Here is a 15,075-nt window from a genome sequence, read left to right as displayed (position 1 = left end):
CCTTTTTTATTTGCCCCATTTTATTAAGTTCCACAACCTTTCATGAAAAAAATAGAGAATCATTTTCGTAACAAAATCAATGGAGGCTATGGATGCCGCAATTGAAATCTTACCCGTAAGGATGTATGAAATAACGAGGGTGTCCAGAGTTCCTATGATACGCCAGCTAAATGCCTTGGCAATACTTCGTATCGGCTTTTCGGATTTTTTATCCTCCGCGTAGGTTGTTTTTGTGGTTTTCTTATCTAAAACAAGTTGATCTGCAATCATCTTAAATGCTTTCTTTTATTACCCTACTTATTTAGTAGAGTTTTCAAAAATAGAATTTAATTTTTACCTGTCACCAATGAAATCCATAAAATTTATAATTACCCTATAGAATTAGTAGATTATTAACAAAACAGGGGTGAAATTGAGATATTTCCAACAAGAGGTTTAGATGGGCAAGCTTATTTCTCGTCTTAGGGTTGATTGCAAAGAATATCCTGCAAAGTATTGTTTCGGTATACCGCCAAGGCACTGTCCCTAACTTGGAGCATCAATTTGTGGACGGAGCATGTCCTTTCATCCGGGCAATCATCACAGCTTTCGTAAAAATTAAGGCTTACACAGGGTACCATGGCAATGGGCCCTTCCAGTACCCGCATAACATCGGTCATGTATATTTGGTCTGGATTCTTTAAAAGATAATATCCCCCACCCTTACCCTTTTTGGAACTCAGGAAACCCGACTTGCGAAGACTTAATAAAATACTTTCCAAAAACTTTTGGGAGATATTCTCATGCTCCGCAATTTCAGAAATCTGAACCGGCTTTCGATCCTTTTGGTTACCCAAATAGGCCAATGCCTTTAGTCCATATTTTGTCTTTTTGGAGAGCATGGTGCTAAGATACTTAAAATTGGAATTGAGTGTTCCAAAACTGGAATCCGGAAATTGTCCGAAAAAATGTAAACATTAAATTATTTTAGCCCAACCCTTTAATTGATTGAACTTTTAGAGCATTTGGTGTTAAAAGATAATTTTTGTTAATCTTCTGTCTTACAGTTCCATTACATTTTAATATTTCTTAACTTGTAACATCCCTTTCAAAAACAAATCAATTATGTCAAAATTCAGCTTAAAAATAAACGGAAAGACTCAAGAGGTCGATGTGGACGAAAACACACCAATGCTTTGGGTACTTAGGGACCATCTCAAATTGGTGGGCACAAAATACGGATGCGGCATTGCTCAATGTGGGGCCTGTACCGTTCACCTAGGAGATAATGCCGTTCGTTCCTGTCAAATACCTGTTTCATCTGTTGGGGACCAAGAAATCACTACTATAGAAGGTTTGTCCGAAAATGGTGATCATCCAGTACAGCAGGCTTGGTTGGAAATTGATGTTCCCCAGTGTGGATATTGTCAAGCGGGTCAGATAATGAGTGCATCGGCCCTTTTGAAAAGAAATCCAGTACCCTCCGATACCGAAATAGAAGCCGCCATGAACGGAAACATCTGTAGATGTGGAACCTACACGCGCATTAAAAAAGCGATCAAGACGGCAGCATCTGCAACTGAAAATGCTTAAAGCGTACCTAACACCCTAAAAACAAAGAAATGACACTCGTAAAAACAAAAATAGGAAGACGATCTTTTATAAGAACTTCGGCACTTGCCGGTGGGGGTATGATGGTGGGTTTTAGTTGGCTCGCCTCTTGTAAAATGACCCCTGAAGAAGTAAATAGCCTTCCCAAGGAATGGTTTGACATAAATGGCTTTCTGAAAATAGGTGATAACGGCATGGTAACCATCATGTCCCCAAACCCAGAAATTGGCCAAAACGTAAAAACGGCTATGCCGATGATCGTGGCTGACGAATTGGACGTGGATTGGAAAAAAGTCATTGTTGAGCAGGCTCCTTTAAACCTGGAAGTCTTCCAACGTCAATTGGCAGGTGGAAGTCAATCCATTAGAGCGGGCTGGGAAGGATTACGAATGGCTGGTGCTACAGCAAGAAAAATGTTGAAACAGGCAGCTGCCAAGGCTTGGGAGGTTCCAGAGAATGAAATTACTACTTCCAATGGCATGCTTTACCATGAAGCCAGCAACAAGTCCGCTGGATATGGGGAAATGGCATCTGCAGCAGTGGGCGTAGCTTCTCCCAATGACCCACCGGAAAATATTGAAGTTCCGGAAGAAGTGGAATTAAAGGATATTAAAGATTTTACAATAATAGGTACGGACAGATTAAATGTGGACGGACCAAAAATAGTTACAGGAAAACCATTGTTCGGAATCGATGTTCAAGAAGAAGGCATGTTAACTGCTATGATCATACATCCTCCGGCGTTTGGACAGACGTATAAATCCATGGATGTGGAGTCCATTAAATCCATGCCGGGAATCGTAGATGTATTTCCAGTGGAAGTATATCCGGAAGGCGTTGAAAAACAATGGTCCGATGGTGGCGGAATCGCAGAATTAGTGGCCGTTGTCGGAGAAAGTACCTGGCAATGTATGCAGGCCAAAAAAGCGTTGAAGGTAGAATGGGAAAGCCCGTCCAACTTGGAAAGCACGGCATCCTACGAAGAAGACCTCGAGAAACTGATAGAGGCTCCAGTTGAGGCACCTGCTAGAAGCGACGGTGATTTCAATAAGGCTATTAAAGGAGCTGCAAAGGTTATAGAACGTACGTATAGTGCTCCATTCCTGGCGCACAATACTATGGAACCCATGAACTTTTTTGCCAACGTAACAGCGGACAAGGCAGAAGTTAAGGGCCCTATACAGACTCCTGAGTTTTTGGAAAAGACCTTATCCTCCGTGTTAGGATTGCCCATTGATAAAATAGATGTTGGCATGACCCGTATGGGTGGTGGATTTGGACGTAGGCTCTACGGGCACTTTGGTGTAGAGGCGGCCGTTATTTCCAAAAAAGTGCAGGCTCCAGTCAAATTGGTTTATACCCGCGAGGACGACATGACCCAAGGAACCTACCGCCCTGCCTACAAAGTGAGGTTTAAAGCAGGGTTGGACAAGGACAACAATCTAATAGCTTGGTCCGTGAAGGGAGTTGGAACCAATGATGATTTAGTTTTTGAAAATAGATTCCCCGCGGGAGCTGTAGATAATTATTTGGCCGAAAAGACCAGCCTACAGACCAAAATTACAACAGGGGCTTGGAGAGCACCTAGATCCAACTTTATGGCCGGTGCGGAGCAGTCCTTTATGGACGAGGTAGCCGAATTGGCTGGTAAAGATCCTATCGAATTCCGATTGGAATTGTTTGACAGGGCCATAAAAGATCCCGTTGGCCCTCCTGAGAAAAACGATTATGATCCAGAACGCTATGCGGGAGTATTAAAACTTGCCAAGGAAAAATCTAATTGGGGCAATACTAATGACGGAAAAGCAAGGGGAGTTTCGGCATATTACTGCCACAACTCCTATGTAGCCCAGGTATTGGATCTTACCATGGACGGTAACAAACCTATGGTAGACAAGGTTGTCTGTGCTGTTGATTGCGGAATCGTAATCAATCCGATAAGTGCCAAAAACCAGATTGAAGGGGGTATCATAGACGGTATTGGACATGCTACTTATTCTCAAATGACCTTTGAGGACGGGGTTCCGCAGCAGCAGAACTTCGACTCCTATCATTTAATTAGAAATAGCGAAGCGCCCAAACAGATAGAATCCTATTTTGTGGACAACGGTATAGACCCTACCGGACTGGGAGAACCTTCGTTGCCACCGGTCATCGGGGCATTGGCGAATGCCATGTACAAGGCTACCGGAAAACGTGTCTACAATCAACCCTTTATTCTTGAAAAGGAAATAGTGGGATAGTATATTGCTTGGCCTATAATTGCTAGGTATTACCGTTACGACCCCACGGCCGTAAATGTAAAAAGTGTTATCGAAGATTTTTTCGGTAACACTTTTTTAATTCCATGTCAACCAAAGCTAAAAATCATATAGCCTACATTATTTTGAACTTCCCTGCCTTAGTTTTCCTTTTGTATATCAATATTTTGTAATTTCAACAAGGACAACAACTTATCAAAAATTATGGCAGCATTCTCATTAAAAATCAACGGAGCACAACATGAAATCGATGTTGACCCAACAACGCCCATGCTTTGGGTCCTTCGAGATCATTTAAACATGGTTGGAACCAAATACGGTTGCGGTATTGCACAATGCGGTGCCTGTACGGTACATCTTGGCGACAACGCCGTTCGATCTTGTCAGTTACCGGTATCATCCGTGGGCGACCAAAAAATTACCACTATAGAGGGCCTATCGGAAAATGGGGACCATCCGGTTCAAGAAGCTTGGCTGGAAGTAGACGTTCCTCAGTGTGGTTATTGCCAAGCGGGTCAGATTATGACGGCATCTGCTTTGCTCAAACGAAACCCTAACCCTTCTGACGATGAAATTGAAAATGCCATGAACGGAAATATTTGCCGTTGCGGTACATATACCCGAATTAAAAAAGCCGTAAAAATGGCTGCCACTACGAATCAAAACTCATAAATCAGATGACCCATATCAAAACAAAACTAGGAAGACGCGCATTTATAAAAAACACCAGTCTTGCGGGAGGTGGACTGGTTCTTGGATTTAGTTGGCTAAATTCCTGTAAACCTAAAGGTGCGGAAGCCGTGGCCATGGAATTGGAAATGCCCAAGGAATGGTATGAAATCAATGGATATTTAAAAATTGGGGATAATGGGGTCGTTACGATTATGTCCCCCAATCCTGAAATCGGACAAAACGTTCGAACCTCTATGCCCATGATTGTGGCAGATGAACTGGAAGTGGATTGGAAAAATGTGGTCGTTGAGCAAGCTCCCCTAAATACAAATCTGTACAGTTGGCAGGTGGCCGGTGGCAGTAGATCAATAAGCAGCTCTTGGCAAAATCTACGTATGGCAGGAGCAACGGCACGGCATATGTTAAAAGAGGCAGCGGCCAAGGCTTGGCAGGTGCCCGTTGAGGAAATCACTGCAATTGAAGGTGTACTTTCGCACGAGGCAAGCGGCAATTCCGCCGGATATGGCGAAATGGCATCGGCTGCGGCGAGCTTGGAAGTACCCGAAGAAATAGAATTAAAAGAGATTGCGGATTTTTCCATTATCGGAACATCACGTAAAAATGTGGATGGTAAAAAAATAGTAACGGGCCAACCCCTATTTGGATTGGACGTACAGCGGGAAGGTATGTTGATCGCCTCATTGGTTCATCCGCCTGCCTTTGGCATGAAACTAAAATCCTTTGATGCAGAGTCTGTCAAAAAAATGCCGGGGATTCACGATGTTTTTTCCATCAAACTATACGATGAAGATTACAAAAAAAACACCTTTCACTTTACGGCCTTCAATGAGTTGATTGCGGTGGTAGGGGAAAGTACTTGGCAGGTATTTCAGGCCAAGAAGGCCTTGAATGCCGAATGGGAAAACGCTTCCGATATTACAGAAACCGTTACCATGTTCGGCAATGATATGGAAGTTACCTTTCCCGCAGGTATGGAAGATTCGGAAACCCATACCACCAAATTAAAGGAACTGGTAACTTCAAAAGGAAAGGTAACACGCAAAGATGGTGACCCTGAAACCGCTTTTAAAAATGCCGCCAAAATTATTGAGCGGAGTTATAGTTGTCCGTTTTTGGCGCACAATACCATGGAACCCATGAATTTCTTTGCCCATGTAACGGAAGACCATGCGGAATTATTAGGTCCTACACAAACACCAGAATGGATGGAACCCGCTGTTTCCGAAGTTTTGGGATTACCGTTGGAGAGCATCGATATACAAATGACGCGACAAGGAGGAGGTTTTGGCCGAAGGTTGTACGGTCACTTTATGGTGGAAACCGCCTTGATATCCAAAAAAATGAAAGCTCCCGTAAAATTGGTCTATAGCCGGGAAGATGATATGACGCAAGGGATTTATCGCCCTGCTTATTATGCCACCTACCGTGCAGCTTTAGACGAGGATAACAATTTGATAGCCTTTCATGTAAAGGGCGGGGGAATTCCGGAAAGTCCAGTATTCGCCAATCGGTTCCCTGCCGGAGCCATTGACAATTATTTAGCTGAAGACTTTACCCTTGATTCCAACATTACCACCGGTGCATTTAGAGCGCCACGCTCCAATTTTATCGCCGGGGCGGAACAGTCCTTTTTAGATGAACTGGCCGAGGAAATGGGCAAGGACCCCATCGATTTCAGATTGGAACTACTAAAACGTGCCCAAGAGAACCCAGTCGGGGAAAAGGAATCCAATGATTATGACGCGGCCCGATATGCAGGCGTGCTGGAATTGGTGAAGGAAAAAGCGAATTGGGGCCAATCCGAAGCGGGAGTCCACAGAGGGGTTTCAGCCTATTTCTGCCACGACAGTTACGTTGCCCAAGTATTGGATATGGTTATGGAAAATAACAAACCCATCGTTCAAAAAGTTACGGCTGCCATCGATTGTGGCATTGTTGTAAATCCGGATGCGGCATCGAACCTATCTGAAGGGGGAGCTATTGACGGAATTGGCCATGCTATGTATAGTGGCCTTACCTTTAAAGATGGCACTCCAGAACAGAACAACTTTGACCGATATCGATTGATTCGGCATAGCGAAGCACCAAAATCCATTGAAACGCACTTTGTGAAAAATGACATAGACCCAACGGGAATGGGCGAACCGCCATTTCCGCCAATCATGGGGGCCTTGGCGAATGCATTGTATAAGGCCACGGGCAGAAGACATTATCATCAACCCTTTATAACGGACAAACCGCCATTGGTGGGATAAGGCTCAAAACGAATCTAAAATATCCGAATAAGTGACTACCGTTAAAACCAAAATTGGACGTCGATCATTTATAAAAAGTAGCGCCTTGGCCGGCGGTGGAATGGTACTGGGCTTTAACTGGTTAGCTTCGTGCAAAATGTCAGCGGAAGAAGTGAACCAACTACCCAAGGAATGGTTTAAAATCAACGGATATTTAAGAATAGCGGACAATGGTCAGGTGACCATTCTATCCCCAAATCCAGAAGGGGGCCAAAATGTAAAGACGTCTATGCCCATGATTGTTGCGGATGAACTGGGAGTTGATTGGAAAGATGTCATTGTTGAACAAGCACCCTTGGACACAAATGCCTTCTCATTTCAATTTTTGGGAGGAAGCCAATCCATTCGAAGAGGCTGGGAAGGGCTGCGTATGGCCGGAGCTTCGGCTAAGGCCATGTTGATTGCGGCTACGGCCCAAGATTGGCAAGTACCCTCAGAAGAAATTAGTGCACGTAATGGCATTTTAACACATACCGGAAGTGACAAAAGTGCTTCCTATGGGGAAATGGCCTCAGCTGCGGCAACAATGAAGGTACCGGATGAAGTGCAATTAAAGGACATCAAGGATTTTACCATTATTGGCACATCCCAAAAAAATGTGGACGGACACAAAATCGTTACCGGCAAACCCTTGTTTGGGGTAGATACCTATAAAGAAGGTATGCTGACCGCCATGATCGTACATCCGCCTGCATTCGGATTAAAATTAAAATCCATTGATGATAGCGAGGCCAAAAAAATGCCCGGTATCAAGGATGTCTTTACCATTAAGGTATTTAACGACGATTATGAGAAGGCCTTTTTTGATACAAGAACCTTCAACGAAGTGGCGGTTGTTGTTGGAAACTCCACTTGGGAGGTGATGCAGGCCAAAAAAGCATTGAAAATTGAATGTGAGCCCATAGAAAGTACGACAGAAAGTCGGGACCGCTTTGGTCGCAAATGGAAGGAACATACGCCTTCAGGTTTGGAGAGCACAAAGAAACACTATGCGGAAATGGTGGCCATGACGGCCAAAAATGCAACCGTAAAACGTAGAGACGGAGAACCCGAAAAAGCATTTAAGAATGCAGCCAAGATCATCGAAGCAAATTATACGGCTCCTTTCTTGGCCCATAATTGTATGGAGCCCATGAACTTCTTTGCCCATGTCACCGATGAAAAGGCAGAACTGATAGGGCCGCTTCAAAAACCCGAATTGACCGAGCAAACACTATCCGCACGTTTTGGCATGCCCGTAGAAAATATCGATATCCAAATGACCCGTTTGGGCGGGGGCTATGGCCGAAGGTCCTATGCCCACTGGTTGGTGGAGGCCGCCCTAATTTCCCAAAAAATGAAGGCGCCCGTAAAACTGGTCTATTCCCGTGAGGATGATATGACCGACGGTATTTACAGACCATCTTATAGCGCCACCTATAGAGCTGCATTGGATGCCGACAACAACCTCATCGCCTTTCATGTAAAAACAGGTGGAATTCCACAAAGCCCCTTGCATGAAAACCGTTTCCCCGCAGGTGCCGTGGAAAACTATTTGGCGGAAGATTGGACCATAAACAGTAATTTGACCGTAGGTTCCTTTAGGGCACCAAGTTCCAATTTTATGGCGGCTGCGGAGCAATCCTTCTTAGATGAAGTGTCCGAGGCCGCAGGCAAGGACCCAATTGATTTCCGGTTAGAGCTTTTGGAACGTGCAGAGAAAAATCCTGTTGGAGAAAACAACGACTATGATCCCGAACGCTATGCAGGGGTACTGAAACTGGTCAAGGAAAAATCCGGTTGGGCGAATACGGAGGACGGACTATCCCGAGGGGTAGCCGCCTATTTTTGTCATAATTCCTATGCCGCACAAGTGTTAGACCTAAAATGGGAGAATAATAAACCTACAATAGAAAAAGTAACCTGTGCCGTTGATTGTGGTATTGTTGTCAATCCCGATGCAGCGACCAATCTTGCGGAAGGTGGTATCGTTGACGGTATTGGAAATGCCCTGTACGGAGAAATCACCTTTAAGGATGGGGTGCCGGAACAAAACAATTTTGATACCTACAGAATGATTCGTATGAGCGAGGCACCTAAGGAAATTGACGTGTATTTTGTAGATAACGAGGTGAGTCCGACCGGATTGGGAGAGCCTACCTTCCCTCCCATTTTTGCCGCTTTGGCGAATGCCATATATAAAGCCACTGGAAAAAGGCAGTATCATCAGCCTTTTTTAAGGGACCGGGAAATTTTAGGATAAAAAATTGTTTCCTTTATTGAACTTGATTCCGAAAGAGTAGAAACGGAACACCCTTATCATGGGCCTTTACGGTCCCAATTTCCTCTAAGTTCAATTTGGTTAATAGTTTTTTGGAGCGCTCGTTATCTTCCGTTGTGACCGCAAGGATTTTGGTAAAGCCCAGGCTATTCTTTCCATACTCCATTACTACCGAAGCCGCTTCCAACATATAACCGAACCCTTCAAATTCGGGTAACATGGCAAACCCGATATCGGGGGCATCCAAGTAATTCCGTTTCAGAAATCCACAAACACCTATGGGCGTATTAGTTTCCTTTAAGGACACTTTATATAGTCCGAATCCATTTTCATGGTAGGATTTCATTAAACTTCCTTCAATATATCCAACAGCATCTTCCTTATTTTTTATCCCTCGGTCCCCAATATGTTTTAACCAAGATGAACTGTTTAAAAGGGCGTAAAAGAAATCGGCATCAGAATTTTTAGCCTCTGAGATAACAAGTCTATTGGTTTCACCTATTTTCATCGATTTTAACTACTAAAACGCTCAAAGGTAGCCTTTTCCAAATCTTGTCTGTGATCCGGGTGGGCAATATTGATAAGTGCCTTTGCGCGTTCCTTTAAATTTTTCCCGAACAAATCCACTACGCCATATTCCGTAACAATGTAATGTACATGTGCGCGAGTAGTCGTTACCCCTGCTCCATGTTTTAGATACGGTGTTATCTTGGAGATTCCCTTCGCGGTGACGGATGGCATAGCAAAAATAGGTTTACCACCTTTCGACAAGGCGGCTCCACGGATAAAATCCATCTGACCTCCTACCCCGGAAAACTGCCTATTCCCAATGGTATCTGCGCAAACCTGTCCGGTAAGGTCGATTTCAATAGCACTGTTAATCGCCGTTACCTTTGGGTTTTTTCGAATAATTGCGGTATCGTTCGTATAGGCGGCCTCCTTGAAGTGAACCAAGGGATTGTCATCCACAAAATCGTACAGTTTTTGGGAACCTACTGCAAAACAGGTCACAATCTTTCCTGTTTTCACCTTTTTCATTTCTCCGGTCACCACACCTTTTTCGATCAAGGGAAGAATACCGTCCGTAAACATTTCAGTATGGATACCCAATTGTTTATGATTGCCCAAATTGTCCAAGACAGCATTGGGAATACTACCGATACCCATTTGAAGGGTAGCGCCATCCTCGATGAGTTCCGCCACATGTTTACCTATTTCCGCTTCCACGGGCGATACTTCTATTTTGCCATGTAGGTGAATGGGGCTTTCCACTTCAATGGCACAGTCGATATCCTTGATATGGATAATACCGTCCCCATGGGTTCTTGGGACAAAGGGATTAATTTGGGCAATGACTTTCTTCGCTGTTTCAATGGCCGGTAAAGCCACATCGACAGAGACTCCCAAGGAACAATAGCCATGAACATCGGGCGGGGAAACTTGTACAATAGCAACATCCAAAGGCAAAATTTCCTGTCGGAACAAGAGGTGGATTTCACTCAAAAAAATAGGGATGTAATCCCCAAGCGTGCTATTGACCGCATTACGAACGTTTCTCCCCACAAAACAACTGTTCATTTTAAAACTTTGGTTGTAGGGTTCCCTAGTGTATTTGGCATCCCCTTCTGTGTGGATGGAAATAATTTCGACATCCTTTAGCTCTTGGTATCTATCGCACAAAGCATCAACCAATGTATTCGGAGTCATGGCCGCTCCCTGTAAAAACACTCGGTCTCCTGACTTTACTAGTGCTACGGCCTCCTCTTTACTAACTATCTTCATGGTGTTTTATTTGAAGATGCAAAGATGTTCAAGATAGGAGCGTTAAAACATGAGGAATGTCATGCTTTATAAAAATGCACCGGAAATAAATTTAGAAGGAAGTTATTTTACTTGAAAGAAAATGAATACTCAATTACGCTCAAACACAATGGCGTCTGTCCTATCGTTATAGTAGATAAAAAGTTCATCGCCCTTGACTTCATATTCTTGTGCGGCACTTATATTATACAAAGAAGTCCATTCCGGTTCATTGATCAATGTAGTAGCCACCGGACCAATAGACAGTTCGCCATTCTTTTTAGCCGTATAACTTCCGGTGTAAGAATTGCTTACGGTAAATCCAGAAAGTATTCCCTCTCCCCCATCACCTGGCTCGCCGAATGTTGCGGTGATTTCGCCCCCGTTAACTTCCGGCCATGTAGGGTTTTGTTCCTTGGTAATGCTAAGGTCGCCCGCCGTAATATAGTATGTAACCTTCCAGCTCCCTACCAAATCATAAGAGATATCATCGTCCTTGGAACAACCTAAACTCACAAAAAAAGTTAGCAGTGCCCACAAACCCATTTTAAAAGAAGCCCTCTTATTCATGACCTTTATTTAAACGTAAAGATGCAAAACTAAAAAAATGGTTGCTTAACTATGGAAGAATTCCTGCCGGTATTTACTGCTCTTTACCTTCCTGAAACGACCCTGCAATTAGAAACACCAGGCCCAAAACCAAAAAAACGGTACCAACACCATCTTGCTTGATACCATCACCTTGATATTGTTTAAAAATGAACATTACCAACCAAGTAAACAAAAAAACACCACCTAACCTTTTCATTTTTTGAGGTCTCTTCATGTTTACGAATTTTAAGATAAATATTAAATATTTCTGTGTTTTGTAGCACTTACCAAAACTATTGGTAAAATTCCTCAGGGTTCACTTTAATGGTAGTGAGCTCCACCGTATGCCCGTCCGGATCCTGGGTATAGATGGAATCAAAATAATGATGGTCTTGAACGGAGAATTCCAGATTCAATTCCTCATACCGCTGTTTCGCCCTATTAAAATTCTCTTGATTCACATTAAAGGCAAAGTGATCTATTTTCACATTTCTTGAACTCAAATCCAATTTAGGATCATCGTTATTTGCTGGGAAGAGAGCAATACCGGATTTGCCTGCCAACATAAAAATGGGGAATTCGCCCCATTCTGGCAGTTGGTACTTTTTAAGTCCCAAAACCTTTTGATACCATTGGGCAGAAACCTTCAAATCCTTGACACGAATGGCGACATGGTCTAAAAAATCGATTTGTATTTCTGTATCCTTCTTTGCCATTTTTAAATTTAATGATTATTTTCTGGAAAAAACCAATGATTATAGGGCACCAAAAAAAGTGCAGTAAATGTTATTTTTCCATTTGAAATATTCTCGGAAAACCTCAAAAAAGCTTTATGCTCACTTTTCCATATACACCTTCTTATAACGGGCTCTATTCTTTCCCTAGGATTGCCGGCAATATATATTCGGTCATCATTTTATCTACGTTGGCATGTGCATTTGGAACGTTATATGCCGAAGACGTAATGACAACTACATAAGGAATGTCTTTAAAGATGTAAATTTTATTTCCTCCCATACCGCTACAATAGGACACCTCATAGTCCTTATGGTTAATGGAAAAGGTTTTGTTCCAAAATAAATAACCGTAGTATCCATGGTCAAGCGATTGTTCTATGTGCCTGTCCAAACTTTTTTCCACCCATTGTTCAGTTAAAATTTGGTTACCATTCCAAAGACCTTTGTTCTTATATAATTGACCATATTTTGCAAAATCAATGGTCCTTAACCTAATTCCCCCAGCGGTATTCCCCACTTTTTGCGGGGTATATTCCCATTGATAATTGGTTATACCCAGTGGTTCGAATAACTTTTTATCGGCATATGAAACCAACCCCCCAGGGACCGCTTTATCAATGATATCCCCTAAAACTACTACCCCTGCCGTAAAATAGGCAAAATCCTTACCCATTACCCTGTCATCTTGCATGGGTAAATCAAGGGCAAATTTCACCCAGTTTTTCGTTGGATACATATTTTCCTCATTACCCGGACTACTGAAATCATTATCGTTACCAAGAAATCCGGAACTCATGGTCAAGAGCGATTTAAGCGTAACGGAATCTTTTTTTAAACTATAGTTTTGGAAAGATTTTAAATTGTAAAAATCCTTTAATTGGGCATTTTCATTAGGTATGTAACCCTCTTCAACAGCGATACCCAACATGGTAGAGGCGATTGATTTTCCAACGGACCTTGGGTCGTGTAAACTATCCCTAGTTTCTCCGTTAAAATATTCCTCTATTAAAAGTTCCCCCTCCTTTATGACCACAATTCCATTGATAGCTTCAAATCTACCTTCGGCTATTTTTCTATTTAAGGCTTCAATTTTACTTCTATCAAACGTATCCTTGGATATTTTCCAGCCGCTATTGGGTTGTATTTCCTGAATGGGGATTAGGCTTTCATCCACGGGTATTTCTGCAACTTCAACAGCAACTTCCCCTTTGGCAAATAGTTTGCCCACACGAACCGAAGCCTGTTTTACATACGGTCTAACCTCAATACCTAAAGTATGTTTTCCATCCTCAAGAACATCTTGTCCACCCCCTAGCTTCATGAATTTGAGCCACATGAACCAACCCCAAAAATCTAACTGTTGTGGTGCCGCCAAGCGTATGGTGTGCTCTAGCTGCTCTGTTTTGGAGGCTCTTAGTCCTGCGCCCTTGTTCAGGTTTTCTACATAGATGATTTTCCCATCCACTAAAAAGGAAAATTGAAAGTTCCCTTTTTCCAATAATTCATCCACGGTTAAATTTGGCGCAATGTCTTGTAGACTTTCTACGAGCGGGTTGTCCAATGTAAAGTGAATATTCAGGAATTCATCTTTGTTTAACGTGAAGTTATTGATGTAGTCCCTTTTGGAAACATCCCCTTTGGAAATGTCATCTTTGGAAAAATATAAATTTTCAATTTCTTTTGAACGGGAGCTGCTCGATACATCGCTGTTCTTGCACGATATAACCACACAGACCAGGAGAATTAATAAATAATTTGATTTCATACTACGCATTTTGATTGACTTTTGATGAACACCAAAGTTGCGATTAATTAAGCCCCTAAAATTGTATAAAATTAACCTACGGAAATCTTCGTCTGGATTTTTGAAGGGGTTGTGCCATAAATACGTTTGAAGTTGGTGATGAAATGACTTTGGTCGTAAAAATCGCATCGGTAGCAAATTTCCGTTAATGAAAATTTATTCGAAACGATAAGGTTAAAAGCCTGATTGATTTTCAGCAACCGTATATAATTCCCTAAACTGGTGCCAAAATATCTGCTGAACTCTCGGGACAAATGAACCGGGTGCAATCCTAAGGATGCACTTAAATTTTGTAAGGAATAATCGATTTTTTCCTCCAGTAACAGTTCCTTTAATTGGCCCACCCACACCGGCTTTTTGGAACTGTCTTTTTTTGATGTTTCCATCGCACTGAACAAAGCGATCAAATTACTTTCAATACTCAATGTTGAATACGGGTCGTTGATTTTAGAATCGACAAAGATGTGGTTCATCAGGTTCCTTGCTATAGGATCCTTTAAATTGATGCTCCCTTCAAAATCCAATATTTGAATATCAAAAGTTGAAAACCATTCGGTATTGAGTTCTATGTGAAACCCTCTCGTAAACTCAGGTGGTTTTATATTGTAATGTGCATCCTGCCAATTATGGAATAGTAGATTTCCCGGTTCTAAATAGTAAGATTCCTTTTTGTTTGCTTCAAAGAGTTTACCCTGAAGCAGATAGGTGAAATATGGATTTTCATGATAGTGCCAATCCACTTTTTCATGGGTGTATTCGGTATCCGTAATGAGTACATTTTCAAAAGCCGATTTTTGATAATGTGCTCCGTAAAACTCGCCTGTTTTCAATTCGTTCATGCTGTATCTTCAACGGATTACCAAGATCCTATCCCAATGCAAATTACGGGATAAAACCCGTACCTATTCCTTGCAATCCATAGCGCAAAACTAATAGGTTATATACTTTCCTTCTGGTCACAGAGTGAAATCCTAAGGATTTCCCGTCCCCTAAAAATACAATTACCTTTTGCTTAAGTTATTGGTTTAAGTTGTTATAATTGGCT

At 42.4% G+C, this 15,075-nt stretch carries 14 protein-coding genes; 5 read left to right on the top strand and 9 right to left on the bottom strand.

The window, feature by feature from the left end:
• Positions 1 to 6 precede the first annotated feature (6 nt).
• Both CJ263_RS13275 and CJ263_RS13270 read right to left on the bottom strand, forming a co-directional pair.
• Complete coding sequence (locus tag CJ263_RS13275) at positions 7 to 270, bottom strand: DUF2061 domain-containing protein (protein ID WP_094997718.1); 264 nt, start codon at positions 268 to 270, stop codon at positions 7 to 9.
• Positions 271 to 461: 191 nt separating this feature from the next.
• The gene (locus tag CJ263_RS13270) at positions 462 to 881 is read right to left on the bottom strand and encodes an RrF2 family transcriptional regulator (protein ID WP_094997717.1); all 420 of its coding nucleotides are present in this window, start codon (positions 879 to 881) and stop codon (positions 462 to 464) included.
• A 223-nt stretch (positions 882 to 1,104) separates the two neighbouring features.
• Here CJ263_RS13270 and CJ263_RS13265 point away from each other — a divergent pair, with 223 nt between their 5' ends.
• The 5 genes from CJ263_RS13265 (at position 1,105) to CJ263_RS13245 (ending at position 9,080) form a co-directional block, all read left to right on the top strand.
• Entirely contained in the window at positions 1,105 to 1,572 is a 468-nt protein-coding gene (locus tag CJ263_RS13265) for a (2Fe-2S)-binding protein (RefSeq protein ID WP_094997716.1), read from the top strand.
• 29 nt (positions 1,573 to 1,601) lie between these two features.
• On the top strand, positions 1,602 to 3,833 hold the full coding sequence (locus CJ263_RS13260) for a xanthine dehydrogenase family protein molybdopterin-binding subunit (protein ID WP_094997715.1): 2,232 nt from the start codon (positions 1,602 to 1,604) through the stop codon (positions 3,831 to 3,833).
• A gap of 222 nt (positions 3,834 to 4,055) precedes the next feature.
• The gene (locus CJ263_RS13255) at positions 4,056 to 4,523 is read left to right on the top strand and encodes a (2Fe-2S)-binding protein (RefSeq protein ID WP_094997714.1); all 468 of its coding nucleotides are present in this window, start codon (positions 4,056 to 4,058) and stop codon (positions 4,521 to 4,523) included.
• Positions 4,524 to 4,528: 5 nt separating this feature from the next.
• Positions 4,529 to 6,799 (top strand): xanthine dehydrogenase family protein molybdopterin-binding subunit, encoded by a 2,271-nt coding sequence (locus tag CJ263_RS13250; RefSeq protein WP_094997713.1) that lies wholly within the window; start codon positions 4,529 to 4,531, stop codon positions 6,797 to 6,799.
• Between the two features lie 31 nt (positions 6,800 to 6,830).
• The gene (locus CJ263_RS13245) at positions 6,831 to 9,080 is read left to right on the top strand and encodes a xanthine dehydrogenase family protein molybdopterin-binding subunit (RefSeq protein WP_094997712.1); all 2,250 of its coding nucleotides are present in this window, start codon (positions 6,831 to 6,833) and stop codon (positions 9,078 to 9,080) included.
• A gap of 13 nt (positions 9,081 to 9,093) precedes the next feature.
• On the opposite strand, the gene CJ263_RS13240 is transcribed toward CJ263_RS13245, so the two are convergent.
• The 7 genes from CJ263_RS13240 to CJ263_RS13210 all read right to left on the bottom strand — a co-directional run bounded on the left by CJ263_RS13240 (position 9,094) and on the right by CJ263_RS13210 (position 14,869).
• Complete coding sequence (locus CJ263_RS13240) at positions 9,094 to 9,606, bottom strand: GNAT family N-acetyltransferase (protein ID WP_094997711.1); 513 nt, start codon at positions 9,604 to 9,606, stop codon at positions 9,094 to 9,096.
• Positions 9,607 to 9,611: 5 nt separating this feature from the next.
• Positions 9,612 to 10,880 carry an acetyl-CoA hydrolase/transferase family protein gene (locus tag CJ263_RS13235; RefSeq protein WP_094997710.1) on the bottom strand — a complete coding sequence of 423 codons (1,269 nt, stop codon included), beginning with the start codon at positions 10,878 to 10,880 and terminating at the stop codon, positions 9,612 to 9,614.
• A 129-nt stretch (positions 10,881 to 11,009) separates the two neighbouring features.
• Entirely contained in the window at positions 11,010 to 11,468 is a 459-nt protein-coding gene (locus CJ263_RS13230; RefSeq protein WP_094997709.1) for an META domain-containing protein, read from the bottom strand.
• A gap of 73 nt (positions 11,469 to 11,541) precedes the next feature.
• On the bottom strand, positions 11,542 to 11,724 hold the full coding sequence (locus CJ263_RS13225; protein ID WP_094997708.1) for a hypothetical protein: 183 nt from the start codon (positions 11,722 to 11,724) through the stop codon (positions 11,542 to 11,544).
• A 58-nt stretch (positions 11,725 to 11,782) separates the two neighbouring features.
• On the bottom strand, positions 11,783 to 12,205 hold the full coding sequence (locus CJ263_RS13220) for a VOC family protein (RefSeq protein ID WP_094997707.1): 423 nt from the start codon (positions 12,203 to 12,205) through the stop codon (positions 11,783 to 11,785).
• Between the two features lie 154 nt (positions 12,206 to 12,359).
• Positions 12,360 to 13,991 carry a serine hydrolase domain-containing protein gene (locus tag CJ263_RS13215; RefSeq protein WP_094997706.1) on the bottom strand — a complete coding sequence of 544 codons (1,632 nt, stop codon included), beginning with the start codon at positions 13,989 to 13,991 and terminating at the stop codon, positions 12,360 to 12,362.
• 71 nt (positions 13,992 to 14,062) lie between these two features.
• Positions 14,063 to 14,869 carry a helix-turn-helix domain-containing protein gene (locus CJ263_RS13210; protein WP_094997705.1) on the bottom strand — a complete coding sequence of 269 codons (807 nt, stop codon included), beginning with the start codon at positions 14,867 to 14,869 and terminating at the stop codon, positions 14,063 to 14,065.
• Positions 14,870 to 15,075 lie beyond the last annotated feature (206 nt).

Source organism: Maribacter cobaltidurans (assembly GCF_002269385.1).
GTDB classification, from domain to species: domain Bacteria; phylum Bacteroidota; class Bacteroidia; order Flavobacteriales; family Flavobacteriaceae; genus Maribacter; species Maribacter cobaltidurans.
This window is presented reverse-complemented; position numbering and strand designations above follow the sequence as displayed.

Bases quoted from the DNA above. Each gene is read 5' to 3' on its own strand.
- CJ263_RS13275 (WP_094997718.1), bottom strand. From the start codon at position 270: ATGATTGCAGATCAACTTGTTTTAGATAAGAAAACCACAAAAACAACC.
- CJ263_RS13270 (WP_094997717.1), bottom strand. From the start codon at position 881: ATGCTCTCCAAAAAGACAAAATATGGACTAAAGGCATTGGCCTATTTG.
- CJ263_RS13265 (WP_094997716.1), top strand. From the start codon at position 1,105: ATGTCAAAATTCAGCTTAAAAATAAACGGAAAGACTCAAGAGGTCGAT.
- CJ263_RS13260 (WP_094997715.1), top strand. From the start codon at position 1,602: ATGACACTCGTAAAAACAAAAATAGGAAGACGATCTTTTATAAGAACT.
- CJ263_RS13255 (WP_094997714.1), top strand. From the start codon at position 4,056: ATGGCAGCATTCTCATTAAAAATCAACGGAGCACAACATGAAATCGAT.
- CJ263_RS13250 (WP_094997713.1), top strand. From the start codon at position 4,529: ATGACCCATATCAAAACAAAACTAGGAAGACGCGCATTTATAAAAAAC.
- CJ263_RS13240 (WP_094997711.1), bottom strand. From the start codon at position 9,606: ATGAAAATAGGTGAAACCAATAGACTTGTTATCTCAGAGGCTAAAAAT.
- CJ263_RS13235 (WP_094997710.1), bottom strand. From the start codon at position 10,880: ATGAAGATAGTTAGTAAAGAGGAGGCCGTAGCACTAGTAAAGTCAGGA.
- CJ263_RS13230 (WP_094997709.1), bottom strand. From the start codon at position 11,468: ATGAATAAGAGGGCTTCTTTTAAAATGGGTTTGTGGGCACTGCTAACT.
- CJ263_RS13225 (WP_094997708.1), bottom strand. From the start codon at position 11,724: ATGAAGAGACCTCAAAAAATGAAAAGGTTAGGTGGTGTTTTTTTGTTT.
- CJ263_RS13220 (WP_094997707.1), bottom strand. From the start codon at position 12,205: ATGGCAAAGAAGGATACAGAAATACAAATCGATTTTTTAGACCATGTC.
- CJ263_RS13215 (WP_094997706.1), bottom strand. From the start codon at position 13,991: ATGAAATCAAATTATTTATTAATTCTCCTGGTCTGTGTGGTTATATCG.
- CJ263_RS13210 (WP_094997705.1), bottom strand. From the start codon at position 14,869: ATGAACGAATTGAAAACAGGCGAGTTTTACGGAGCACATTATCAAAAA.